This is a genomic window from Streptomyces sp. NBC_01352 (genome assembly GCF_036237295.1).
GTDB lineage: Bacteria > Actinomycetota > Actinomycetes > Streptomycetales > Streptomycetaceae > Streptomyces > Streptomyces plumbiresistens.
Genome location: NZ_CP108354.1, coordinates 9,735,483 through 9,757,944 on the forward strand (window position 1 = coordinate 9,735,483; position 22,462 = coordinate 9,757,944).

Here is a 22,462-nt window from a genome sequence, read left to right on the forward strand (position 1 = left end):
TTTCGGTGCGTTTCGACAGCGACTACGTGCTGACCGTCGACGGCAAGCCCGAGACGACAGCGGCGACGGCCGGTGCGATCAACCCGGCCACCGGCGAGACGATCGCGCAGGTCCCGGTCACCGACCGGGCCACCGTGGACCGGGCGGTCGCGGCGGCGCGCGCGGCGTTCCCGGCCTGGGCTGCCACGCCACTCGCAGAGCGGCAGGCTGCGGTGACCGCGCTGGCCGACCGGCTCGAGGCGCACGCCGAGGAGTTCATGGAGCTGCTCACCCGGGAACAGGGCAAGCCCCGCGCAGGCGCCGAGTGGGAAGTCCTCGGCTCGGTCATCTGGTTGCGGGAGATTGCCAAGCAGTCCCTGCCCGATGAGGTCATCGAGGACACCGACACCCGCTGGGTGGTGACGCGTTACACGCCGCTCGGTGTGGTCGGCGGTATCACTCCGTGGAACTTCCCGATCCTCCTGGCGGTGTGGAAGATCGCGCCCGCACTGGTGTCCGGCAACACGATCGTCGTCAAACCCTCGCCGTTCACGCCCCTGTGCACGCTCAAGCTCGGCGAGCTGGCCCAGGAGGTGCTGCCGCCCGGCGTGTTCAGCGTCCTGTCCGGCGACGACGAGCTGGGCGAATGGATCACCTCGCACCCTGGTATCGACAAGATCGCCTTCACCGGCAGCACCGAGACCGGCAAGGCGGTCATGCGCTCGGCAGCGGGGAACCTCAAGCGGCTCACGCTGGAACTCGGCGGCAACGACCCGGCAATCGTGCTGCCCGACGTGGATCCGAAGAAGGTCGCGCCGCAGTTGTTCTGGGCGGCGTTCCAGAACAACGCGCAGTTCTGCAACGCCGCCAAACGCCTTTACATCCACGACGACATCTACGACGCGGTCCGCGACGAGTTGGTGGCCTACGCGCGCACCGTGAAGGTCGGCGATGGGACGGACCCCGACACCGGCCTCGGCCCGATCCAGAACAAGCCGCAGTTCGACAAGGTCAAGGAGTACTTCGACGACTGCAAGGCCAACGGCTACACCTTCGCTCTGGGCGGGGAGATCGACGAGTCGCAGCCGGGCTGGTTCGTGCCAGTGACCATCGTGGACAACCCACCCGAGGACTCACGCCTGGTGCGGGAGGAGCCGTTCGGCCCGATCCTTCCTCTTGTCCGCTGGAGTGACGAGGAGGACGTGATCGCGCGGGCCAACGACACCGAGTGGGGTCTGGGCGCCAGCGTGTGGGGCCGTGATCTGCCCAGGGTCGAACGGATCGGGAGGCGGATCGACGCGGGCACGGTGTGGCTCAACGCGGTGCACCAGTACTCGCCCGCGCAGGCCTTCGGCGGGCACAAGCAGTCCGGTATCGGCTGTGAGAACTCGCTGCACGGCCTGATGGAGTACACCAACTGGCAGACGATCACGCTCAACAAGGCGCCCGACGCCGTCTGACACCGCGTCTTCGGGCGGCCGCGCGGTTCGCGGCCGGGACGGCCGCCCGGCACACGCCCCACCCGTTCGGGTGTGCCGCGATGCGGGGGCGCGTGGTGGGCGTTGGGCCGCAGCTGGGACAAAGGAGTTCATGTGAAGGGTCCAGGAGACATCGTCAGACAGTCGGCGGCGCGATGGGCGGACAAGACCGCCCTGGTGACGGCGACGCGGTCGTTGACGTACGGGGAGCTCGACGCGGCCGCCGACCGGGTCGCCGTGGCGCTGGCCTCACGCGGCGTCCGGCCGGGCCAGCCGGTGTCGTTGTACTCGCAGAACCGATGGGAGTGGATCGTCGCCTACCACGGTGCGCTGCGGGCGGGCGCGGTGGTGAACCCGGTGAACGTGATGCTGACCGCGGAGGAGCTGGCGTTCGTGCTCCGGGACTGCGGGGCGGGCGCGGTGTTCACGTCGGCCGAGCAGGCGGCGAAGGTGGTCGAGGTGAGCGCAGGCCTGCCGGAGCTGCGCATGGTCGTCGCCTTCGGTGAGGCGGTGGAGGGTGCGAGCGCCTTCGACGAGCTGCTCGGCGACTCGGGCGAGCCGTCGGCGGTCGAAACCGACCCGGATGCGGCGTGCACCATCGGCTACACCTCGGGGACCACCGGGCACCCCAAGGGCGCGGTGCAATCGCACCGGGCGGTGTTGCTGAACTGTGCGTTGACGGCGACGATGCACGGCCGTAGCGAGCGTGACGTGGTCGTGAGCGCCCTGCCGGCGCCGCACGTGTACGGCAACGTGGTCATCAACGGCACGTTCCTGGCGGGCGGCACGGTCGTGCTGATGGAGCGGTTCGATCCGGCGGCCGCGCTGCGGCTCATCGGTGAACACCGGGCGACAATGTTCGAGGGTGTGCCCGCCATGTACGCGATGCTGCTGGCCGAGCCGTCGCTGGGCGAGGCGGACCTGTCGTCGCTGACGCGCTGCACGGTCGGCGGCCAGACGATCCCGCTGTCGACGATCCGCCGATGGGAGGAGCACAGTGGCACTCCGTTGATCGAGTTGTGGGGGATGACCGAGGTCGCGGGCCTGGGCAGCACGCACGCGGTGCACGCGCCGAAGGTGCCCGGCTCGATCGGGGTTTCCCTGCCCGGCGTGGAGCTCCGGATCGCGGATCTGTCCGATCCGTCGCAGACGGCTCCCGTGGGGGAGCCAGGCGAGCTGATGGTGCGCGGTCCGATCGTCATGCTGGGCTACCACAACAATGCCGAGGCCACGGCGGAGACGATCGAGCCCGACGGCTGGCTGCACACCGGCGACATCGCCACGATGGACGTGGCCGGCTACGTGTTCATCGTCGACCGCCGCAAGGACATGATCATCACCGGCGGCTACAACATTTACCCGGCCGAGATCGAGCGGGTGCTGGCCGAGCACCCGGCCGTCGCCCTGGTGGCGGCGGGCCCGGTGCCTGACGAGCAGAAGGGCGAGTTGGCCTGCGCCTATGTCGTCCTGGTTCCCGGCGCGTCCGCCACGGAGGAGGAGCTCATCGCGTTCTCGGGCCGTAGGCTGGCCGCCTACAAGCGGCCGCGTCTGGTCCGCTTCGTCGACGAACTGCCGAGCACGTCGACGGGCAAGATAATGCGCCGCGAGCTGATCAAGTCCTATCGCCCGTGACACGGCCGCGCAACGTGGCCTGTACCGGGCGGACCAGGCAGAGGAAGTCGTTGCTCGCCAGGTCCAGCACCGGGCTGATCCGCCGAAGACCGCCGCCCGGTAGGGGGACGGTATCCCGTGGTGGCCGGGCGGGCCGCGGCTGCCGCGGCGTGCTTGGCCTCGGCACGGCGAAAGGCATCGGAGGGGGAGCGGCACCGGTACGGAGTCTGTTGCCCGGGGGAAGATCTGCGAAAAGGTGTGCTCGACGCCGCTCCTTGCGGCCAGCTTTGGCGCTGCGATGGGAGGGCGCGGTCAGGCGCGGTGTGGGCTCTCAGCGAGCGCTTGTTCGGCCCGGATGGTCGTGCCTGTGTGGGCGTAGCGTGTACCCCACCTCTGGGCGCACTGGGCGCACTGGGTGACGAGCAGCAGCCCGCGTCCGCCCTCGTCGAAGACGCGGCCACGCCGCAGGTGGGGGGTGGGGAGGCGCTGCTGGTGTCGGAGACCCTCACAGCTGAGGCCGCGGTCGTGGATCAGCCGGAGTCGCACCGCCGCCGAACTCCTGGCGCGCCCGCAGGACGAGTCCCTCCAGCCTCTCATCCAGTACGTTTTTCCCCGCCTGTTCGCGGGCGTCGGAAAGTGGCTCACCGCTGAAATCGCGGCAGGCCGCATCCGGGACCTGCCACCGCTGCTGCTCATCCAGCAGAAGACGAGCCCCCTGCTCATCCACCTCCTGCTCCGGCCGCTACGTAGCAGGTCCCCGACCTGCCGTTCCCCGCCCGTCGAAGAGGTGTGCAACACCTTCGCCGACGTCCTTCGCGCCGTTGCCCTTCCCTCCCCGGGTGGCCGAGGACAGCGGCACGCCGTAGACGGAAGTGATCACAAGGACTGATGGGTGCGACTCGGGGTGGTAGGCGCGGGCGACGAGACTGTCGGGCTGTGGCTGCCCAAGCCGCTGGGCTAGGGCGGCGCCGCCCACGGGGCCGAGGTGCCAGGCTGTCAGCCAGTGTTCGCTGTCCACCGCCGTATGACACATCCAGACAGCGGCTCTGCAAAATGGCGTCCCGCTGGGTGGGACGTAGGGGATCAAGGCGCCGAAATCCGCAGGTCCGGCTCGGTGATTCCGCCTGAGCGGGCATTCCACGCGACTCGCGCCTCGGAGGTCGGCGCTTCGTGGGCTGCCGTCTCCGCGGACCGCCACGGGAGCGGAACGCATGATGCTTGATCCGCTGCGTCGGGTCGTTCGACGCCCCCGGTACCCCGTTGCACGGCGAGAACGAACGGCCTGCGGCAGGTGGCACGCAGGCGGAAGCTCGATCCGGACATGTTTCTCCCGGACTGGATAGTTCCAGCGCTCGTGCACTTCTACCGTCCCCTCCCATGCCCCTCCCACAGCCCGTCTCCAGGGCACTGAGCGCGAGGGTCACGGTAGTTGCTGCAGCCGTCTGCAGAGCGATCGAGGCAAGGGAGCCGTTTATGACAATTCCCCTCTCAGACACCGGTGTTGATCGGCTGCTGGATCGTGTAGAGGCGTCGCTGAAGGATGATCTGCTGCCCGTTGAGATCTTCAACGACGAGGCGGTCTTCCGGGCGGAGCTGGAGCAGATCTTCAGTAAGTGCTGGGTGTTCGTTGCGCATGAGAGTGAGATCCCCAAGGCCGGTGATTTCGTGCAGCGGCGGATCGGTGTCGATCCGGTGATCGTGACGCGGGACGGCAAGGGCGGCATCAATGTGCTGTCGAATTACTGCCGACATCGCGGCACGCAGGTGTGTCAGACGGACAGCGGGAATTCGCGGTTCTTCAAGTGCCCGTATCACGGCTGGACCTACAGCAACGACGGTGACCTGGTGGGCACACCGCACCTGCACGACGCCTACGGAGAGCGGCCGGATCCGAAGACGTGGGGGCTGCTGCGCGCCCCACGGGTGGCCACCCGCCAGGGCTTCGTCTTCGCCTCGCTGGCGGCGGAGGGGCCGTCGCTGGATGAGTACCTGGGCGGGGCGGGCTGGATGCTGGATCTGATCGCCGGTCTGCACCCGGACGGCATACGGGTGGCCGGGCCGCCGGATCGGTACAAGGTCAAGGCGAACTGGAAGACGGCCGCGGAGAACTTCTCCGGCGACGGCTACCACGTTGACCACCTGCACTGGAGCACCCAGCAGATCCACGTGTCCCAGGGCCTGGAGTTCGGCTGCGAGTTCGGGCGTGCCTACGAGTTCGAAGGCGGCCACAACTTTCTGGGGCACGCCTGGACCAAGGCGATCCATCCCGGGTTCGTGCTGTGGGGATACCCGCCGGAGATCGCGGAGCACTTCGACCTCTCCGGTCTGGACGAGGCGCAGTTGCACGTGGTCACTCATGAGCCGCCGACGGTCGGGACGATCTTCCCGAATCTCAGTTTCATCCGGACTCTGACGCCGGCGGTACCGGGCGGGCCGATGTCGATGATGACGAGTTTCCGTCAGTGGCAGCCGCTGGGGCCGGGTGAGATCGAGTTGTGGAGCTGGCAGTTCGTGTGGGACTTCATGTCGGAGGAGGAGGCCCGCGAGGCGTATGTGACGGGCCAGTTCTCGTTCGGTTCGGCGGGGATCTTCGAGCAGGACGACACGGTGGCCTGGGAGGGCATTCCGCGGGCGGCCGCCAGCCCGTGGATGCGGCAGGCGGGCATGCGGTTCCACTTCCAGCAGGGCAACAACAGCGCGGTGGACCAGTCGCCCGACCCGGCGTGGACGGGTCCGGGCATCAAGCGCGACACCGGCTACGGCGAGCACAACCAGCTCGCGTTCTACCGCCACTGGCTGAACGTGATGCGGGGCACCACGACGACCACGACTCAAGGGAGCTGACGCGCCATGACCGCAGAAGCCGTTCAGCCGGCCGCGCCCGTTGCGGCCGAGGCCGAACAGCGGGCCGTTGTGACCCAGTTCCTCGCGCATGAGGCGCGGCTGCTGGACGAGGGCCGTGAGGAGGAGTGGTACGAACTCCTCGACGACGACCTCCTCTACGAACTGCCCATCCGGCAGGCCACCGAGCCCCGCGCGAACGAGGTGGACCGCACCGCGTGGAGACTGCGCGACACCAAGGCGCACGTGCGTACCAGGATCGACCGGCTCAACACCGGCATCGCCTACTCCGAGATCCCGCCGTCACGCACCCTCCGCCTGGTCGGCAGCATCGAGATCGAAGCCACTGACCGGCCGGACGTGCTGCGTGTGTACAGCGCCGTACTGGTCTACCGGCAAAGGGGCATCGACCCGTACTTCACTCTCATCCCGGTCCGGCGCACCGACCTGCTGCGGCTGGCTCCCGGGGGAGTGCGGCTACTGGCCAGGGAGATCGTGCCGACCGAGACAAGCCTGGAGACACCGAACCTGGGGGTCTTCCTTTGAGCGCGAAACTGACCGTTCACCTCGACACCATGCGCTGCAAGGCCTACGGGGTGTGTGTGAGCGTGCTGCCGGAGGTGTTCGACATACGCCCGGGCAGCCCGACGGCCGTACTGCTGCGGGACGCCGCCGACGCGGAGGAGCGCGCCGACCTCGAGGAAGCGGTCCGTAACTGTCCCGCTCAGGCCCTCTCGATCGGCGAGCAGCCATGACCGGCCGCCTCGAGCATGTCGTCATCGTGGGTGCCTCGGCCGCCGGCCTGTCGGCTGCGGACGGCCTGCGCGAGGGCGGCTTCGACGGAACGATCACCGTCCTGGGCGCGGAACGGCATCCACCGTATGACCGGCCGACCCTGTCGAAGTCGCTGCTGGCCGCGGAGGGGAAACCCGAGCCGCTGGCGCTGCGGTCGCCCGAGCGACTGGCCGCCGCCCGGATCGAGTTGCTCCTCGGGCATGCCGCGTCCGGCCTGGACATCGACAGACGTTACGTCATCACCACCTACGCGGAGGCCCTTCCCTTCGACGCGGTCGTCCTGGCCTGCGGCCGCCGCCCACGTCGGATCCGCACGACAGGCGGGGAGGTGCTGCCGACGCTGCGCACACCGCAGGACCTGCACGCCATCCGCCAGGCAGCCGAACTCCATGGCGAGCTCACCGTCATCGGTGCCGGTTTCATCGGTCTGGAGGTCGCCGCCGCGCTCGCCATCCGCGGGGTCCAGGCGACGGTGTTGAGTGCCACCCCACTCCCGCTCGACACGGTCGTCGGCCCCGAAATCGCCGCCACCCTCCGCGACCTGCACCTGGCCCACGGCGTCACCTTGCGGATGCCCGCCACAGTGGAGTCGGTGCACGGTGGCCCGGGTTCCTACCGACTGGTGCTGTCCGACGGCAGTGAGCACCGTACGGCATTCGTCCTGGCCGGGATCGGCGCGGAACCGGACGTGAGCTGGCTGGCCGGCTCCGGCGTGGACCTGAAAGGCGGCGTCGTGTGCGACGCAGCCGGCCGGACCGGCGTACCCGATGTCTGGGCCGCCGGCGACGTCGCCACCTTCGACCATCCGCTGTACGGCCGGCGTGTGCGGGTGGAGCACTGGACCCACGCCATCGAGCAGGGCCGGCACGTCGGCCTGAACATCGCCCGCGGCCACACGGCCCCCTACACCGCCGTCCCCTACTTCTGGACCGACCAGTACGGCCACCGCTTCCAGAGCTACGGACGCCGGCGCCCCGGCGACGCGACGGTCCTCGCCGAAGGCTCTCTCGACGACGACTTCCTGGTCCTGTTCGGCAAGGACCAGGTCTTCTCCGGCGCCCTCGCCCGCGGCCGGGCCCGCTCGCTGAGGACCTACCGAAAACTGCTCGAGCAGAGCGGCACATGGGCCGACGCCCGTTCACTGGCACGAGTCGGCCATGCGGCCGACGTGAGCTGACCGAACCGGACCCCACCCGGCCCATACGAACAAAAGGAACAAACCATCATGCAGATGCTCGAAGGACACGTGGTGCTCGTCACCGGCGGCGGATCCGGCCTCGGTCTCGGAGTCGCCCGCCACTGCCTCAGCGAGGGCGCCGAACTCGCCATCCTCGAATACGACCCGACCAAGGGCCTCGCGCTCAAAGAGGAGTTCGGCGACCGAGTTCTCGTCTGCCAGGGCGACGTCCGCAGCGTCGAGGACCTCCAGGCATGCCGCGCCGCGATCATCGACCGCTTCGGCCGCCTGACCGCGCTGATCGGCGCCCAGGGCATCTTCGACGGCATGGTCCCCCTCACCGAGACCCCCGTCGACCGGATCGACGCCCTCTTCGACGAGGTCTTCTCGATCAACGTCAAGGGCTACATCCTCACCGCCCGCGTGTTCGCCGACCTGCTGAGGGAGGAACGCGGCGCCATCGTGCTCACCTGTTCCACCGCCGCCTACGCCGCCGACGGAGGCGGCTTGTTCTACACCGCCAGCAAGGGCGCCGTCCGGTCCCTGACCAACCAGCTCGGCTTCGAACTGGCCCCCCACATCCGGGTCAACGCCGTCGCCCCCTCCGGCATCGCCAACAGCCAACTGCGCGGCCCCGCCGCCCTGGGCATGGAGAACTCCAAGCAGTCCGACATCCCCAAGGAGACCTTCAGCGAAGGATTCCAGGCAACAGCACTCATGGGCCTGCCCACTCCCGAGGAGTACGGCCCCCTCTACGCCTACCTTGCTTCCCGCCACAACGCCATCATGACCGGCCAGACCGTCCTCGCCGACCAGGGAGTCCTCAACCGCGCCGTCATCAGCGCCGCCGGCACGGGGGGAATCCCAGCGAGCCACTGATCTCCGAGACCACGCGGCAACGGGTAGCCGAGGACGGGGCTTTGCAGGTCACGTACCCGGCTTCGATGTCTCGTCGGTGAGTGGCCCCCGTCCCTTCAGCGCCGGCGCAGTGTGTCGGACGGCAATTCTCCGAAGCGCCGGCTGTAGCTGAGCGCGAACCTGCCCAGATGGAAGAAGCCCCACCGGGTCGCGATCGCGCTGACGGAATCGGTCCCGCCGAGGAGTTCGGCCCGCACCCTCTCCAGACGCCGATGACGCAGATGCGTCATCGGCGTGACCCCCAGATGCTCGCGGAAGGCCTCGGTGACCGTTCTGGCGCTGCATCCGGCGGCTGCTGCGATGTCCGCCAGGGTGATGTGCTGGCCCAGGTTGGCCTCGACGAAGTCCAGTGCCCGTCGCAGCGGTCGGGGCCGTAGCGGTGTGTGACCTGTTTCCAGCCCGTCGGAGAAGTTGTGCCGGTGGGACAGCAGGAGACCGGCGACAAACGAGCGCACCTGGACGTGCTGTACGGCAGGGTGCCGGAAGATGTCGTCGTCGCTGCTCCACTGCTGCAACATGGCCTCCACGACCATGCGGATCCCGTGGGCGTGTGGCTGGGTGAAGTCGAGGGCGAAGTCGAAGCGGAGCGGTCCGTCGGCCGGATGGCCGAGCAGCGCCGTGAGTTCGTCCTCCACCAGTTCGTGGCTCAGGCGTATACCAACCGACTCGACGCCGTCGGGGCCGGGGGCGAGCAGCTGACGGTCGCCAGGGTTGAACACCGCCGCGTTCCGTACGGTGTTCACCATGCGCTCGTCTCCGCGCTGCGTACGCACCTCGCCGGAAACCGCCAGGTTCACGTAGTACGACCCGTCGAAGCGGTCGGTGCGTACTCCGACGTCGGACGAGATGAGCCCTACGGTGAACTGCGGCGCAGAGATCGCCCGGAACTCGTACATCGTGCCGGGCCTCGGCGCTTCGAGTGGGCGCAGCTCGCCGACGCGGTAGGTGAGGCTGATGGCGTTCAGTAGATCCGCGTGATTGCGGCTGTGCGCGAGCGTGTACCGCCGCAGCAGGCTTGAAGTCGGCATATGGACCTCCAGCGACGGACCGGGTTCCGACCTGGTCAGCCGAGGTGCTCATTGTTAATGCCTGCGAAAACTGTCCGCAAGACCGGCGGCACGATGCGAGCGGACAACGCGTGGGTGCTTCGACCACCGACCTGCCACGGGGCATGGCGTAGTGCTCGGGAGGCATCGGGTGGTCGGACGTCGGCGCGGCCTCCCGCTTCTGCTGAGACGACAGGTGTGTGATGGCTCACCTGTCGGCATCGGTTCCGGCTTCAGCGAGTGCAGGCGAGCCGTCCGGCAGTTTGAGTCCCGCGGTCGCGAGCACCACGGCAAGGGGGGACCCGGGCTCGATGCGGTAGCCGTCGGGTTTCAGCAGACAGTGGATGGCGAGGATGTGGTCGCGGGTGGCGGCCGCCGCCGCGTCGGGGTCCCGCCGTTCGCACGCGTCGAGGATGACTTCGTGGTGCTGGTGGGCCGGGGAGTGTGTCAGATCGAAGTGCATGCGAATGCGTTCGGCCTGGCTCGAGAGGTTCTCGATGGTGCGTAGCAGCACCGTCGAGTCGGCACGCTCGTACAGCGTCATGTGGAAGCGCCGGTTGAGCTCGTTGAAGGACCGCTGCGGATGCTCGCCCCTGACCGCCTCGCTCAATCGTTCGTTGGCTTCCCGCATCGTGACCAGGTCACTGTCACGCAGCCTAGGGACGGCAAGCCTGGTGGCCAGGGTCTCCATGTGGATGCGCAGGGCGGCGATCTCCTCGGCGACGCGGAGATCGATCCCCGTGACCACGACCCCGCGGTACGGCAGCCGGTTGACGAGACCTTCGCTGTCCAGACGGAGGATGGCCTCGCGCACCGGAGTCCGGCTCACGCCGAGTTCCTCGGCGATCTCGGTCGGATCGACCCTGTCTCCCGGCGCCAGCGCACCGGAGACGATGCGTTCGTGAAGGTTGTCGAACACCAGGTCGGCAGCGCGCCGCTGGATGCTGGCCATGGCCTCTCTCTTCTTCCGAGCCGGGAGGAGACGCGGAGGTCCCCGGCGCCAATTTAGCCGTCGCAGTCTCGAGTGAGCAGCGAGCACCCCTTGCCAGTACAGAATATCCAATGTTCAATGTCCAGCATATTTACGAGTTCCGCGACTCACCCGCGGGACCATCGACAGCAGGGAGCACGCGTGACCACGATCCTCACCGATGCCGACGTCAGAGCGGTCTTCGACTGGTCGGAGGCGGTCGGCACACTGCGCGCCGCCTACACCGAACCCGCCGACGAGGCGGCCTTTCCGCCGCGTGCCATGGCGCGTGGCGACGGCGTGTGGCTGCGGACCATGACCGGGGTCCTGCCCTCGAGCGGGGTGATCGGCGGCAAGATGATCGTCGCGGCCTATCGCCGCGGACAGGGCACAATCCTGATCCCGTTGTTCGACGTGGCGACCTCCGAACTGCTGGCACTGCTCGACGGCACCTCAGTCACCGGATTCCGCACGGCGGCGACCTCGGCGCTGGCGGCCGACCTGATAGCGCCCGCCGGGCCGTTGCGCGTCGCGGTGATCGGATCGGGGTTCGAAGCGCAGCACCATGTGCGCGCGCTGGCGGCGGTGCGCCAACTGGCGACGGTCACGGTGTTCAGCCCGAGCCCGGACAGCCGCGCGCGGTTCCTCGAGAACCTCGCCGACCTCGGCCTTCCGATGACGGCGGCGGACAGCGCTCCCAAGGCGGTCGCCGGCGCGGATCTGGTGGTGTGTGCGGCGCGCTCGCACGACGAGCAACCCACCCTGCGCGGCGAGTGGCTCGAACCGGGGATGACGGTCGTGTCCATCGGCTCCACCCTGCCCGAGCAAAGGGAGCTGGACGCCGACGCGATCGCCCGCGCCGACCTGATCGTCACCGACCACATCGACGAGGTCACCCACGACACCGGCGACATGATCGCCGCCAAGGAGGAAGGCGTCGTTCTCGACGGCAAGATCACCTCACTCGCCGATGTGGTGGCCGGCCGGGTGTCCGCTCGCCCGTCCCCGGACGCGGTCGTGCTCTACAAGTCGGTCGGCACGGCCCTCCAGGACCTCGCCGTCGCCGCCATGTGTTTCCGCCGGGCTGCCGAAGCGCAGATCGGCACCCCAATGCCGGCCCTCATCCCGCCGCGGACCAAGTAACTCCCGGGAGACACTCATGCACAGCGAACTCACCGATGCTGCGCTGTTTCGAACCGCCGCATACATCGACGGCACATGGATCGGTACCGGCGACAGCGGCGCGTTCACCGTACGCAACCCTTCGACCGGCGAGGAACTCGCCAAGCTGCCGAAGCTGAGCCGTGCCCAGACCGCATCGGCGATCGAAGCGGCGCACCGGGCACTGCCCGGCTGGCGGGCGCTGGCCGGCAAGGAGCGCGCAAGGGTGGTGCGGGGGTGGTTCGAGCTGGTGACGGAGCACTCCGAGGACCTGGCCAGGCTCATCGTCCTGGAGGAGGGCAAGCCCTTTGCCGAGGCCTTGGGTGAGGTCGCCTATGCCGCCTCGTTCCTGGAGTGGTTCGCCGAGGAGGCCAAGCGGGTCCGCGGCGATGTCATGGCCGCACCGGAGCGCTCCCGCCGGATCATCGTCCTGCAGGAGCCCGTAGGGGTGTGCGCGGCGATCACACCGTGGAATTTCCCGGCCGCGATGATCACCCGCAAGGCCGGACCCGCGCTGGCAGCGGGCTGCACCATGGTCCTCAAGCCCGCAGAGCAGACCCCGCTCACAGCGCTCGCACTCGCCGAACTGGCCGAGCGCGCCGGTGTTCCGGCGGGCGTGCTGAACGTGGTCGTCGGCGACCCGCGGGAGATCGGCCCCGAACTCACCGGCAACCCACTGGTGCGCAAGGTGACGTTCACCGGCTCCACCGAGGTCGGCCGCCTGCTCCTGGCCCAGTCGGCCGCCACGGTGAAGAAGACCTCGATGGAACTGGGCGGCAACGCCCCGTTCCTGGTGTTCGACGACGCCGACGTGGACGCCGCGGTGGAGGGCCTGATAGCCACCAAGTACCGCAACACGGGGCAGGCGTGCATCAGCGCCAACCGCGTCTACGTCCAAGACGGCATCTACGAGGCCTTCGCCGCGCGACTCACCGAACGCGTCTCGCGCCTGGCCGTCGGCGACGGCTTCGACGAGGGAGTGCAGCAAGGCCCGCTGATCGACGAGGACGCGGTCGCCAAGGTGGACCACCATGTGGCCGACGCACGCACCAGGGGAGCCACCGTCCTGTGCGGCGGGGCACGCCATCCGCGCGGCGGCCTCTTCTACCAGCCCACAGTTCTGGCGGGCATCACCGCGGAGATGGCCATCACGCGAGAAGAGACCTTCGGGCCGGTGACACCCCTTCAGCGGTTCACCGACGAGACCGAGGCCGTCGAACTGGCCAACGACACCGAGTTCGGCCTGGCCGCATACCTGTACGCGCGTGACGCCGAGCGCATCTGGCGGGTCGGCGCGGCCCTGGAGGCAGGCATGGTCGGCATCAACACCGGCCTGATCTCCAACGAGGTCGCGCCCTTCGGCGGCGTCAAACAGTCCGGCCTCGGCCGCGAGGGCTCGGTCTACGGCATCTCCGAGTACCTCGAACCCAAATACCTCGCCTGGGAAGGCGCAGGAGCGAGCTGATCCCGTCCACGCTCAACTCACCCACGGCCAACTCACCCACAACCGACCCCCCCAAGGAATGACCACCATGGCTCGATACCAGCGCAACGAGGCCCGCGAATGGGCCCGCGAGAACCTGGTGGGGACCGTCAACTGCACGATCCCCTCCTTCACCGGCGACCTCAAGTCCATCAACGAGAAGGGGATCCGGCACGACACCCGTCTCGCGATCGAGCACGGGTTCGTCGGCACGCTCGGTGTTTCCGAGGTCACCATCGCCCTGCCCGAGTACCTCGACTTCCTCCGCGTCATCAAGGACGAGGCGGGCGACCGGATGATCGTCGTCCACCACGCGAGCTTCAGCACCCTCGAACAGAACATCGAAGCCGTGCGGGGTGCCGAGCAGGCGGGCGCCGAACTGGTGCTGCTGTCCTACCCGCCGAACTTCTACCCCGAGACCGAGCAGGAGATCTACGACTACACCAAGGCCTTCTGCGACGCGACCGACCTGGCCGTCATGCTCTTCCCCATCGGGCTGTGGGGCTTCAGCACCCGGATCCACCCGTCCGACATCCCGGTACGGCTCATCCGCAGGCTCATCGACGACTGCCCCAACATCGCCGCGATCAAGGCCGAGGGCGGCTACCCGAACGTGCAGAGCGTCATCGAGTGCCAGCGCCACTTCGGTGACGAGGTCGTCATCTCCATGCCCATGGAAGGTGAGCTGATCCCGCTGTCACAGATCATGCCCATCCAGTTCTCGGCCACCAGCTACCACGAGTACTACGGCCCCACGATCCCTCGCGTGTTCGGCCTCCTGCGCGACGGCAAGCACGACGAGGCCGCCGACATCTACTGGCAACTCCACCCGGCTCGCAAGACGATTGCCGCCCTGGCGCCGACCATGCACGGCGGCAACCTCCTCAACCGCCAAGCGTGGAAGTTCCAGGGGTGGCTACAGGGCTACAACGGTGGCCCGCTTCGAGCGCCCGCCCAGCGCATCCACGACCCTCAGATGGCCGCCCTGCGCAAGGGACTCGTCGACGCGGGACTCCAGCCCAGCATGGACCCGTTCCGCGAGTTCTTCATCGGGCGCAACCCCGCCTGACCGGCCGGGGGCCAATGCGCACGCCACCGGCGTGGCGGCAGGACGATGCCATGGCACCAGTGCGGCAGGTGACAGCGACCGAGGTAGTTGGGTCGGCTGCCACCCCGAGAAGACGTGGCCTGGGCGTTGTCAGCCGCTTCCCCGCATCGGTACATACGCCAGGTCATCACGCACGTCAAGCACATCGCGAAGGAGAGCGCCCTTACGACCATCCCGGCGAACCCGTGTGAACGTCGTCGAAGCACGATGTGCGCTCGGATGACGTGGCCGCTGTGCACGACGCGGGCGCGGAGAAGTAACTCCTGCTTGACGAGGGCGTCGCCGGCGCTGAGGCCGGGTTCGACGGTGGTGGTCATCCTCGCTTGTTCAGGTAGGGGTTGTGGGGCACCGACTCCGCGCTGACGGGGCCAGCCGCTCTCTCGTTCGTGTGCGCCGGCGGTGACCACGCTCAGGCTGTTGTGTCACTGGCGCGAAGGGCATGCGCTGCGGTCTGCGCTGCTGCCACCAGCGCCACGCCGACCCAGCAGTCCTCCGCGGCGCGAGCTGGGGGCGTCGTCGGCCGGTCCGACACTTCGGAAGTCGGAGATCCCGGTGTCGGTTCCCGTGCTGTGACCAGGTGGTCGACCGAGCGGATCGAGACCGGCAGCCGCAGCCTCGCCGTCGGCCTCGGCCCAGTGGTATACGGATCCGCCGACAACCCCTCGTGGACATTGACAAGCCGTGCGTCCACTTCGTCCGGCCCCGTCGCCCCGTTGTTACGTCAAGTGCCGTCGACGACGCCCGCTTCCTGCTCCTCCTCCACCTCACGGTTCCATTCCCGTTTGGCCACCTGCCATCCGTCCTCGTCATGGCCCGCACGCCAGTAACCGGAGATGGACAGCGCCTCCCGCGGCACCGCCCGCTCCCCTCTCAGCAGCCCGCGCAGTTCCTTGACGAAACCTGCCTCGCCGTGGACGAAGACGTGGGGGCGGCCCGCTGGGAAGTCCAGGGCTCTCACCGCGGACACCAGCTTCTCGCCGACACGAGCGTCACCGCGGTGGAGCCAACGGACCACAGCACCCTTCGGGCAGATCAGATCCACCTCCTCCTCGGGCCCGGCCACCTCAAGAAACACCTCGGCCGAGGCGTCGCTCGGCAGCCGCTCCAGGGCCACGGCGATGGCGGGCAGCGCACTCTCGTCACCGGCCAGCAGATGCCAGTCGGCGGTGGGATCAGGCGCGTAACCTCCCCCGGGGCCCGCGATGTACATCTCGTCACCTGCCGTCGCACGGGCTGCCCATGGTCCGGCGAGACCACTCTCGCCGTGCACGACGAAGTCCACACTCAGCTCGCACGCGTCGGGATCCCAGTGCCGGACGGTGTACGTCCGCACCCGCGGCCACTGGTCGCGCGGGAGCTCCTCCCGCGCACGCTGCGGATCGAAGGGCTCGGGATACCCCGCGTCGGTCGCGGGGAACAGCAGCTTGACGTAGTGGTCGGCGAAGCCGCCCGCGCTGAATCCGGTCAGGCCGTCACCCCCGAACACGACGCGGACCATGCGGGGTGTCAGCTGCTCCACGCGCTGTACGCGGGCGCGGCGCGGCGGCGCTTGTCCGCGCCGGCGTCGTTGGGGAGGCGGTGGTGTCATGGGTGCTCCTTGGTCCGGTACTCGACCGCCGTGCGGGGCCGAGTACCGGTCGATGCGTGGCTGGCTTCTTCTGGTGGGGTTTGTGGTCCCGGCCGTCCCGGGCCCGTCACGGCAGGGTGCCGCCGATCAGCACGAAGGCGAGAAGGCATGACTCGTCGGACCTGTTGGACCAGGCATGAGCCGTACCGCGCTGTATCAGCACGTCGCCCGCGGTCATCCTGACTTCCGTGGTGTCCAGTACGGCCCAGATCTCACCGCGCAGCACGATCGCGTAGTCGATGGACCGCGTCGTGTGGAAGGCGAGCGGTGTGGTCTCCTTACCGTCCTCGTCGAAGCGCCAGTCTCCATCGGGTGGCAGCTCCAGTACGCGGAACACGGTGCCGTTGGGTGTGGGGCCGACCGACAAGGGCTGCTCCGTGTCCAGTGGGTCGCGGAACGGTGCGGCGTTGTCGACCGGGCTCTGCTCGGTACGCCAGAGGTCCGTTGACACGTACGTGGGTACGCCATGACCGACGTTGACGTGCGGACAGACCTCGTCCAGCAGGATCGTCGATTTTCCCTCGGCGTCCACGCCGGTCACCAGGCGACGCACCTTTGTCGTTCCCTCCGCGGGTGCGACTCCCGGTGAAAAGGGGCTGTACTCAGCCATGGACCCTCCTGGGCTAATGGCGACTGGTTCGGGGCCGGGCCCGCTGCTACGCGCAGTCTCCGGTTGGTGGCTCACCCTAGGAACGTCCGGTGCGGCGGACCATCCGTATCTCGCGGCCGGTATCCGGTCCACGCGATCGCCGGATCCGGACAGGGCCCGCGGTGGCCGGACAGGCACCTCTGACCGAGCCTCCTCATCGGCCCGCCGTGTTTCCGGACGACTTCCGTCAAGCGGTGCTCGCCTTCCTTCATGAGCCTGTCGCCCAGCCCTCGGGACATGGCGGGCGGCCTCCTGCCGCCGGAGTCGGTCCTTTCGTCGCCCAGGCCCCGGCTCCCTGACTTCTCGGAGGGCAGCCGCCGAAGTCGTCGCGCGAAGCGGATGGGGCTCTCGGGAAGCGGATAGGCGAGCGCCGGGCCGACTCCTAGTTTCCTTTCCGCACCCCCATCTGACATCGGAGGTTTGAATGAACGCGCAGGACGGGACCCACCGCATCCTGATCGTCGGAGGCGGTATCGCAGGGTTGGCCGCGGCCATCGCGCTCAGCCGCCGGGGAGACGACGTCGAGGTGGCAGAGCTGAACACCGACTGGTCGGTGGCAGGCTGGGGACTGAGTCTCACCGGACCCGCACTGCGCGCCCTGGACTCCCTCGGCCTCGCGGACGTTTGCGCGGACCACGGGTTCGGCATCAGCAACGTCACCAACTGCGACTCCGCCGGCGAGACCATGACCACGATAGACATGCCCCGTCTGCTCGGCCCGGAGCGGCCCGCGCAGGCCGGCCTCAGCCGGGCCGTGCTGCACCGGATCCTGCGCGAGGAAGCGGTGGCTCAGGGCGTGGTGCTACGCACCGGCGTCACCGCCGACCGGCTCGATGAGAGCGGCGACACCGTCGACGTCCTGCTCTCCGACGGCTCACGGCGCAGCGTCGACGTGGTCGTCGGCGCCGACGGGATCCGTTCCCGCACGCGTGACCTGCTGGGCGTCCCGTACGAGTTGGAGTACACCGGCCAGATGGTGTGGCGGGCGATCGTGCCGCGTCCCGCGTGGGCGACCGCGCTGTACACCTTCGCCGGCCCTGTGTACACCGGCGGTCTCATCCCGATCTCGCAGACGCAGGCCTACGCCTTCCTCACCGAGGACGGCGTGCCCCCGGACCCGCTGCCGGACAAGCAACTCGCGGACCGCATGCGGGAATTGATGGCCGACTTCACCGGCCGGGTGGTGGCGGTGCGGGAGGCCGTCACCGACCCGGAGGCGGTGGTGCGCCGTCCTGTGCAGACCTGTCTCGTCGACGGCCCCTGGCACCGGGGCCGCACCGTCCTGATCGGCGACGCCGTCCACGCCCCCTCGCCGCAACTGGTCAGCGGAGCCGCCCTGGCCATCGAGGACGCCGTCATCCTGGCCGAGGAGCTCCATCGCGGCGACGACACCGAGACGGCGCTGAAGGCGTTCGGCCGACGTCGACTGGAGCGCTCCCGCCTCGTGGTCGGAATATCGGTCAGAGTCTCCGAACTCGTGCGCGACGGCCACCACACCGAGGCCCACCAGCTGCAGCAGCAGTGCCACCGGGCACTTGCAGAGCCCGCCTGATCCGATGCCCTCGCCGGACCGCTCCTTTCTGAACCGACGCCGACCAAGGACCCTCCATGACCGAACCACGTGAAACCCGCACCGTACCGCTGCAGGCCTCCTCCGAGACGCCGTACGGCGGTTACGACCGCCCGCCGCAGTACGACGACATGATTGCCGAACTCGACGTCCGGGTGCCCATGCGGGATGGCTTGGAACTGTGCGTGGACATCTACCGCCCGCGCACCGACGAGCGGCTGCCTGCACTGCTCGCGTTCGCCATCTACAACAAGGACATCCAAGGGCCCTCCGTCACCGAGGCGATCCCGCCGCAGCCGTCCTGGTCGCCGCTGTGGTCGGGACCGCAGGAGGCGGGCGACACCAAGTTCCTGGTCTCGCGCGGCTACATCCACGTCATCGGCTCACCGCGCGGCATCGGCAAGTCCCAGGGCGGCGGCTCCCGCGAGTGGGACTCCTACGACCTGATCGCGTGGATCGCGTCCCAGCCCTGGTGCGACGGCCAGGTCGGCATGGTCGGCATCTCCGGATTCGGCGCCGAGCAGATGTACGTCGCCCGCCAGCGGCCTCCGCACCTGAAGGCCATCTTCCCGTTCGACCCGCGCGGCGCCTACGGCACCCTCGGCGGCTTCCGCGAGGAGTACCCGGGCGGCGTCATCCACCTCTTCCGCTACCTGGTCTCCCACTTCGGCATCTTCCACCAGGACAAGGGCGCCCCCGGCGAACTGAGCCCGGAGCGGGAGAAGCTCTGGCAGGAGGCGATGAACAACAACGACTTCAAGGTCCACGCACACCTGTACAACGTGCTGACCATGAAGGGCCAGCACCAGCCCGCCTACTTCGACGTCCTCATCGACCCCTTCGAGCCCGAAGGCACCGTCGAGCGCAGCGAGCGGGAGATCGCCGGCATCGACATCCCGGTCTACACCGGTTCCGGCTGGTACGGGTACACGTACAAGACGCACCTTCAGGGTGCGCAGACGTACTGGAAGCACCTGGACCAGGCGCCCAAGAAGCTGCTGTTCGTCGGCCCGGCCCATCTGGAGCGGCCCTTCCACGGGCTGCACGGCGAGATCCTGCGCTGGTACGACCATTGGCTCAAGGGCATCGACACCAAGGTGCTCGACGAGCCGCCGGTCCGGTACTGGGTGGCCGGCGCGGGGGAGTGGCGCACCGGCACGGACTGGCCGCTTCCCGAGACGCAGTGGACGAAGTTCTATCTCAGCAGCTGGGAGCGGCTGCGTACCCAGCCGTTCACGCCGTCCTCGGCGGACGACACCGTCCCGCCGGACTCGTTCGTGCAGATGCCGCTCACCCACACAAGGCAGGTGAGTTCCCTGCGGTTCCTGTCCGAGCCGCTGACGGAGGACCTGACCATCGCGGGCCCGGCGGTGCTCAAGCTGTTCGCCTCCATCGACCAGGAGGACACCAACTGGATCGTCAGCCTCTCGGACGTAGGTCCGGACCCGTCGGTGCGCACCGTGCGGGAGGGCGAGCGGGACATCGACGACGACCTGCCCAAGCGGGAACTGAGCCGGGGCTGGTTGAAGGCGTCCAACCGGGCGCTGGACGAGGAGCGGTCCACGCCGTGGAAGCCGTTCCACAAGCTGACGCGCGCCGCGCGGCAGCCGGTCGTGCCGGGCGAGATCGTCGAGTACGACATCGAAATCCTGGCGACCGCCAACGAGTTCCGCCGCGGCCACCGGATCTGCCTGGAGATCACCAGCATGGACACCCCGACGGGGGTGGCCGGGGCGACCAATGCCGAATACGTGCCGTACCACGTGTGCAGTTCGAAGACCACGCTGCACCACATTCACCACAACACGGCCTACCCCTCGCACCTTGTGCTGCCGGTGATCCCTCATGAGCGCTGACCTGATCACCGACCCGTCCGCACGCTCCCTGAGGCGCGAGCATGGCTGCGCGTCCACTGGCCATCCGGCGCAACCCGTTCAACGCCCACACCGACTCATGCACGACCGAGCCGCCCGGGTGCGATCCGGATGGGTGGCATTGCCGACGGGCCCGAAGCAGACGATCAGGCCATGGGTGTCGGCCACAACCACAGTCGTACGCGGAGCCCGTCCCAGTGGTACCGCGGTACCACTGGGACGCTGAAGATTCCTCTCCGGGCCCATAGTTCAGACCTGCGCCACGCCTAACTTCGAACGCAGACACCGCGTCGCATCCGCGGCCGAGTTCACGGCAGGAAAGGCCCAACTCCCATGATCGAAGCGCGTGAGCTGACGAAGCGCTACGGCGACAAGACGGTCGTCGACAGCCTGACCTTCACCGTCAAGCCCGGTGAGGTGACCGGCTTCCTCGGCCCCAACGGCGCGGGCAAGTCCACGACCATGCGCATGACTGTCGGCCTTGACTCCCCCACGAAGGGGTCGGTCACCGTCAATGGCAAGTCGTACTCCAGGCACGCCGCACCCTTGCACGAGATCGGCACCCTGCTGGAGGCCAAGTCCGTCCACCCGGGGCGTACCGCGTTCAACCACCTGATGGCGCTCGCGTACACCCACGGTATTTCGCGCCGCCGGGTGGACGAGGTCATCGAGCTGGCCGGGCTGACCAGCGTGGCCGGCAAGCGCGTGGGCGCCTTCTCCCTCGGCATGGGCCAGCGGCTCGGCATCGCCGCGGCCCTCCTCGGCGACCCGGCGATCGTCATGCTCGACGAACCGGTCAACGGCCTCGACCCCGAGGGCGTGCTGTGGGTGCGCAACCTCCTGCGTGGGCTGGCCGACGAGGGCCGGGCGGTGATGCTCTCCTCGCACCTGATGAGCGAGACCGCGCTGATCGCCGACCACCTGGTCATCATCGGGCGTGGCCGGCTGCTCGCCGACACCACGGTCGACGACTTCACGCGAGAGGCCGGCGGCTCCGGCGTGAAGGTCTGCACCACCGAAGCCATGAGGCTGCGCTCGCTGCTGGCCGGCCCGGACGTCACGATCACTTCCTCCTCCACCGAGGAGGAACTGCTGGTCACCGGACGTGACGCCCGTGAGATCGGGGCGATCGCCGCCCAGCACGGGTTGGCGCTGTACGAGCTCACCCCGCAGGCCGTCTCCCTGGAGGTGGCGTTCATGGACCTCACCCGCGATGTCGTCGAGTACCAGAGTGCTCCGGCCGGCACCGAACGAAAGGCCGCCTGATGCCCACCACCGCACTCCGCCGCATCCAGCGCCCCGGCAAGCGCTCCAACCTGTCCGCGGCGCCCGATCCCACGACGCCCGCCACCTCCGGGACGACCTACAAGGTGACCGGCGTCCGGGTACTGCGTTCGGAGTGGGCCAAGTTCTGGTCGCTGCGCTCGAGCTGGATCACCCTGGGCGTCGCCGTGTTCCTTCTGATCCTCTTCGGGGCGGTCGCCAGCTACACCTACAGTCCCGACGCCGTCGACACCAGCGGGCCGCCCGGACCCGGCAACGGCGGCGACAGCGACGCCATCAGTCTGGCGCTGACGGGAGTTACCTTTGCGTCCCTGGCCATCGGCGTGCTCGGGGTGCTGCTGTCCGCGGGCGAGTACACCACGGGCATGATCCGTTCCACCCTCGCCGCGGTTCCGCGACGGCTGCCCGTTCTGTGGTCCAAGGCCGCCGTGATCGGACCCATCGCCCTGTTCCTCACCGCCCTCGGCGCGCTGGCCGCGTTCCTGCTGGGCACACCGGGCCTGGACGGCGAGAAAATCGCGCTCTCGCTGAGTGACGACGGTGTGCTGCGCAGCCTGGCCGGCGCCGGCGGCTACCTCGCCTTGGTGGCCGTCTTCGGTGTGGCCCTGGGCATGCTGCTGCGCTCCTCCGCCGGGGCCATCGCGGCCCTGGTCGGCGTCCTGCTGATCCTGCCCGGTCTGGCCTCGCTGCTGCCCGACTCCTGGTACGACACGGTCAGCCCCTACTTCCCCAGCAACGCAGGGTCGGCCGTCTACGCCCTGCACCAGTCCTCGGACGCCCTCTCGCCCGGGGCCGGGATCGCGGTCTTCGCCGGCTGGGTGGCACTGACCCTCGTGGGGGCTGCCGTCCGGCTGGTCCGGACCGACGTCTGACCGGGGCACGAAGACAATG

At 68.7% G+C, this 22,462-nt stretch carries 18 protein-coding genes; 14 read left to right on the top strand and 4 right to left on the bottom strand.

From position 1 onward, the window contains the following. The first annotated feature begins 5 nt into the window (after nt 1-5). The 7 genes from OG252_RS44585 (at nt 6) to OG252_RS44615 (ending at nt 8,760) form a co-directional block, all read left to right on the top strand. On the top strand, nt 6-1,439 hold the full coding sequence (locus OG252_RS44585) for an aldehyde dehydrogenase family protein (protein WP_329343427.1): 1,434 nt from the start codon (nt 6-8) through the stop codon (nt 1,437-1,439). Between the two features lie 132 nt (nt 1,440-1,571). Beyond that, the gene (locus tag OG252_RS44590; RefSeq protein WP_329343429.1) at nt 1,572-3,089 is read left to right on the top strand and encodes a class I adenylate-forming enzyme family protein; all 1,518 of its coding nucleotides are present in this window, start codon (nt 1,572-1,574) and stop codon (nt 3,087-3,089) included. Between the two features lie 1,356 nt (nt 3,090-4,445). Next, nucleotides 4,446-5,912 carry an aromatic ring-hydroxylating oxygenase subunit alpha gene (locus tag OG252_RS44595; RefSeq protein WP_329343431.1) on the top strand — a complete coding sequence of 489 codons (1,467 nt, stop codon included), beginning with the start codon at nt 4,446-4,448 and terminating at the stop codon, nt 5,910-5,912. A gap of 6 nt (nt 5,913-5,918) precedes the next feature. Further along, a complete protein-coding gene (locus OG252_RS44600; RefSeq protein WP_329343433.1) occupies nt 5,919-6,455 on the top strand; it encodes an aromatic-ring-hydroxylating dioxygenase subunit beta in 537 nt (178 codons plus the stop codon). Continuing rightward, nucleotides 6,452-6,664, top strand: coding sequence for a ferredoxin (locus OG252_RS44605; protein ID WP_329343435.1), 213 nt, complete (start codon nt 6,452-6,454; stop codon nt 6,662-6,664). The genes OG252_RS44600 and OG252_RS44605 overlap by 4 nt, the downstream gene beginning before the upstream one ends. Next, the gene (locus tag OG252_RS44610) at nt 6,661-7,881 is read left to right on the top strand and encodes an NAD(P)/FAD-dependent oxidoreductase (protein WP_329343437.1); all 1,221 of its coding nucleotides are present in this window, start codon (nt 6,661-6,663) and stop codon (nt 7,879-7,881) included. Before OG252_RS44605 ends, OG252_RS44610 begins: the two co-directional genes overlap by 4 nt. Before the next feature lie 48 nt (nt 7,882-7,929). Next, a complete protein-coding gene (locus OG252_RS44615) occupies nt 7,930-8,760 on the top strand; it encodes an SDR family NAD(P)-dependent oxidoreductase (protein ID WP_329343439.1) in 831 nt (276 codons plus the stop codon). Between the two features lie 95 nt (nt 8,761-8,855). Here the strand turns inward: OG252_RS44615 and OG252_RS44620 are convergent, their stop codons facing one another. After that, entirely contained in the window at nt 8,856-9,827 is a 972-nt protein-coding gene (locus OG252_RS44620; RefSeq protein WP_329343441.1) for a helix-turn-helix transcriptional regulator, read from the bottom strand. A 226-nt stretch (nt 9,828-10,053) separates the two neighbouring features. Then, nucleotides 10,054-10,797, bottom strand: a complete 744-nt coding sequence (locus OG252_RS44625; protein WP_329343443.1) for a GntR family transcriptional regulator — start codon at nt 10,795-10,797, stop codon at nt 10,054-10,056. 180 nt (nt 10,798-10,977) lie between these two features. On the opposite strand from OG252_RS44625, the gene OG252_RS44630 reads away from it, so the two are divergent. From OG252_RS44630 to OG252_RS44640, 3 genes are all read left to right on the top strand, one after another. After that, nucleotides 10,978-11,958, top strand: coding sequence for an ornithine cyclodeaminase family protein (locus OG252_RS44630; protein ID WP_329343445.1), 981 nt, complete (start codon nt 10,978-10,980; stop codon nt 11,956-11,958). A gap of 16 nt (nt 11,959-11,974) precedes the next feature. Then, on the top strand, nt 11,975-13,441 hold the full coding sequence (locus tag OG252_RS44635) for an NAD-dependent succinate-semialdehyde dehydrogenase (protein ID WP_329343447.1): 1,467 nt from the start codon (nt 11,975-11,977) through the stop codon (nt 13,439-13,441). 67 nt (nt 13,442-13,508) lie between these two features. Beyond that, complete coding sequence (locus OG252_RS44640; protein ID WP_329343449.1) at nt 13,509-14,528, top strand: dihydrodipicolinate synthase family protein; 1,020 nt, start codon at nt 13,509-13,511, stop codon at nt 14,526-14,528. A gap of 760 nt (nt 14,529-15,288) precedes the next feature. Here OG252_RS44640 and OG252_RS44645 read toward each other — a convergent pair. Then, nucleotides 15,289-16,155: a siderophore-interacting protein gene (locus OG252_RS44645; protein WP_329343450.1), complete on the bottom strand. Its 867-nt coding sequence runs from the start codon at nt 16,153-16,155 to the stop codon at nt 15,289-15,291. A gap of 106 nt (nt 16,156-16,261) precedes the next feature. Beyond that, entirely contained in the window at nt 16,262-16,804 is a 543-nt protein-coding gene (locus OG252_RS44650; protein WP_329343452.1) for a cupin domain-containing protein, read from the bottom strand. Between the two features lie 463 nt (nt 16,805-17,267). Here OG252_RS44650 and OG252_RS44655 point away from each other — a divergent pair, with 463 nt between their 5' ends. The 4 genes from OG252_RS44655 to OG252_RS44670 all read left to right on the top strand — a co-directional run bounded on the left by OG252_RS44655 (nt 17,268) and on the right by OG252_RS44670 (nt 22,443). Next, nucleotides 17,268-18,395, top strand: a complete 1,128-nt coding sequence (locus OG252_RS44655; RefSeq protein WP_329343454.1) for an FAD-dependent monooxygenase — start codon at nt 17,268-17,270, stop codon at nt 18,393-18,395. 56 nt (nt 18,396-18,451) lie between these two features. Continuing rightward, nucleotides 18,452-20,269, top strand: a complete 1,818-nt coding sequence (locus OG252_RS44660) for a CocE/NonD family hydrolase (RefSeq protein ID WP_329343456.1) — start codon at nt 18,452-18,454, stop codon at nt 20,267-20,269. Nucleotides 20,270-20,620: 351 nt separating this feature from the next. After that, nucleotides 20,621-21,553, top strand: a complete 933-nt coding sequence (locus OG252_RS44665; RefSeq protein ID WP_329343458.1) for an ABC transporter ATP-binding protein — start codon at nt 20,621-20,623, stop codon at nt 21,551-21,553. After that, nucleotides 21,553-22,443, top strand: a complete 891-nt coding sequence (locus OG252_RS44670) for an ABC transporter permease (protein ID WP_329343460.1) — start codon at nt 21,553-21,555, stop codon at nt 22,441-22,443. Before OG252_RS44665 ends, OG252_RS44670 begins: the two co-directional genes overlap by 1 nt. The last annotated feature ends 19 nt before the right edge of the window (nt 22,444-22,462 follow it).

Excerpts from the sequence above, each read along its gene's own strand:
- OG252_RS44595 (WP_329343431.1), top strand. The coding sequence starts at position 4,446 with ATGCCCCTCCCACAGCCCGTCTCCAGGGCACTGAGCGCGAGGGTCACG.
- OG252_RS44600 (WP_329343433.1), top strand. The coding sequence starts at position 5,919 with ATGACCGCAGAAGCCGTTCAGCCGGCCGCGCCCGTTGCGGCCGAGGCC.
- OG252_RS44610 (WP_329343437.1), top strand. The coding sequence starts at position 6,661 with ATGACCGGCCGCCTCGAGCATGTCGTCATCGTGGGTGCCTCGGCCGCC.
- OG252_RS44615 (WP_329343439.1), top strand. The coding sequence starts at position 7,930 with ATGCAGATGCTCGAAGGACACGTGGTGCTCGTCACCGGCGGCGGATCC.
- OG252_RS44620 (WP_329343441.1), bottom strand. The coding sequence starts at position 9,827 with ATGCCGACTTCAAGCCTGCTGCGGCGGTACACGCTCGCGCACAGCCGC.
- OG252_RS44625 (WP_329343443.1), bottom strand. The coding sequence starts at position 10,797 with ATGGCCAGCATCCAGCGGCGCGCTGCCGACCTGGTGTTCGACAACCTT.
- OG252_RS44635 (WP_329343447.1), top strand. The coding sequence starts at position 11,975 with ATGCACAGCGAACTCACCGATGCTGCGCTGTTTCGAACCGCCGCATAC.
- OG252_RS44640 (WP_329343449.1), top strand. The coding sequence starts at position 13,509 with ATGGCTCGATACCAGCGCAACGAGGCCCGCGAATGGGCCCGCGAGAAC.
- OG252_RS44645 (WP_329343450.1), bottom strand. The coding sequence starts at position 16,155 with ATGACACCACCGCCTCCCCAACGACGCCGGCGCGGACAAGCGCCGCCG.
- OG252_RS44650 (WP_329343452.1), bottom strand. The coding sequence starts at position 16,804 with ATGGCTGAGTACAGCCCCTTTTCACCGGGAGTCGCACCCGCGGAGGGA.
- OG252_RS44655 (WP_329343454.1), top strand. The coding sequence starts at position 17,268 with ATGAACGCGCAGGACGGGACCCACCGCATCCTGATCGTCGGAGGCGGT.
- OG252_RS44660 (WP_329343456.1), top strand. The coding sequence starts at position 18,452 with ATGACCGAACCACGTGAAACCCGCACCGTACCGCTGCAGGCCTCCTCC.
- OG252_RS44665 (WP_329343458.1), top strand. The coding sequence starts at position 20,621 with ATGATCGAAGCGCGTGAGCTGACGAAGCGCTACGGCGACAAGACGGTC.
- OG252_RS44670 (WP_329343460.1), top strand. The coding sequence starts at position 21,553 with ATGCCCACCACCGCACTCCGCCGCATCCAGCGCCCCGGCAAGCGCTCC.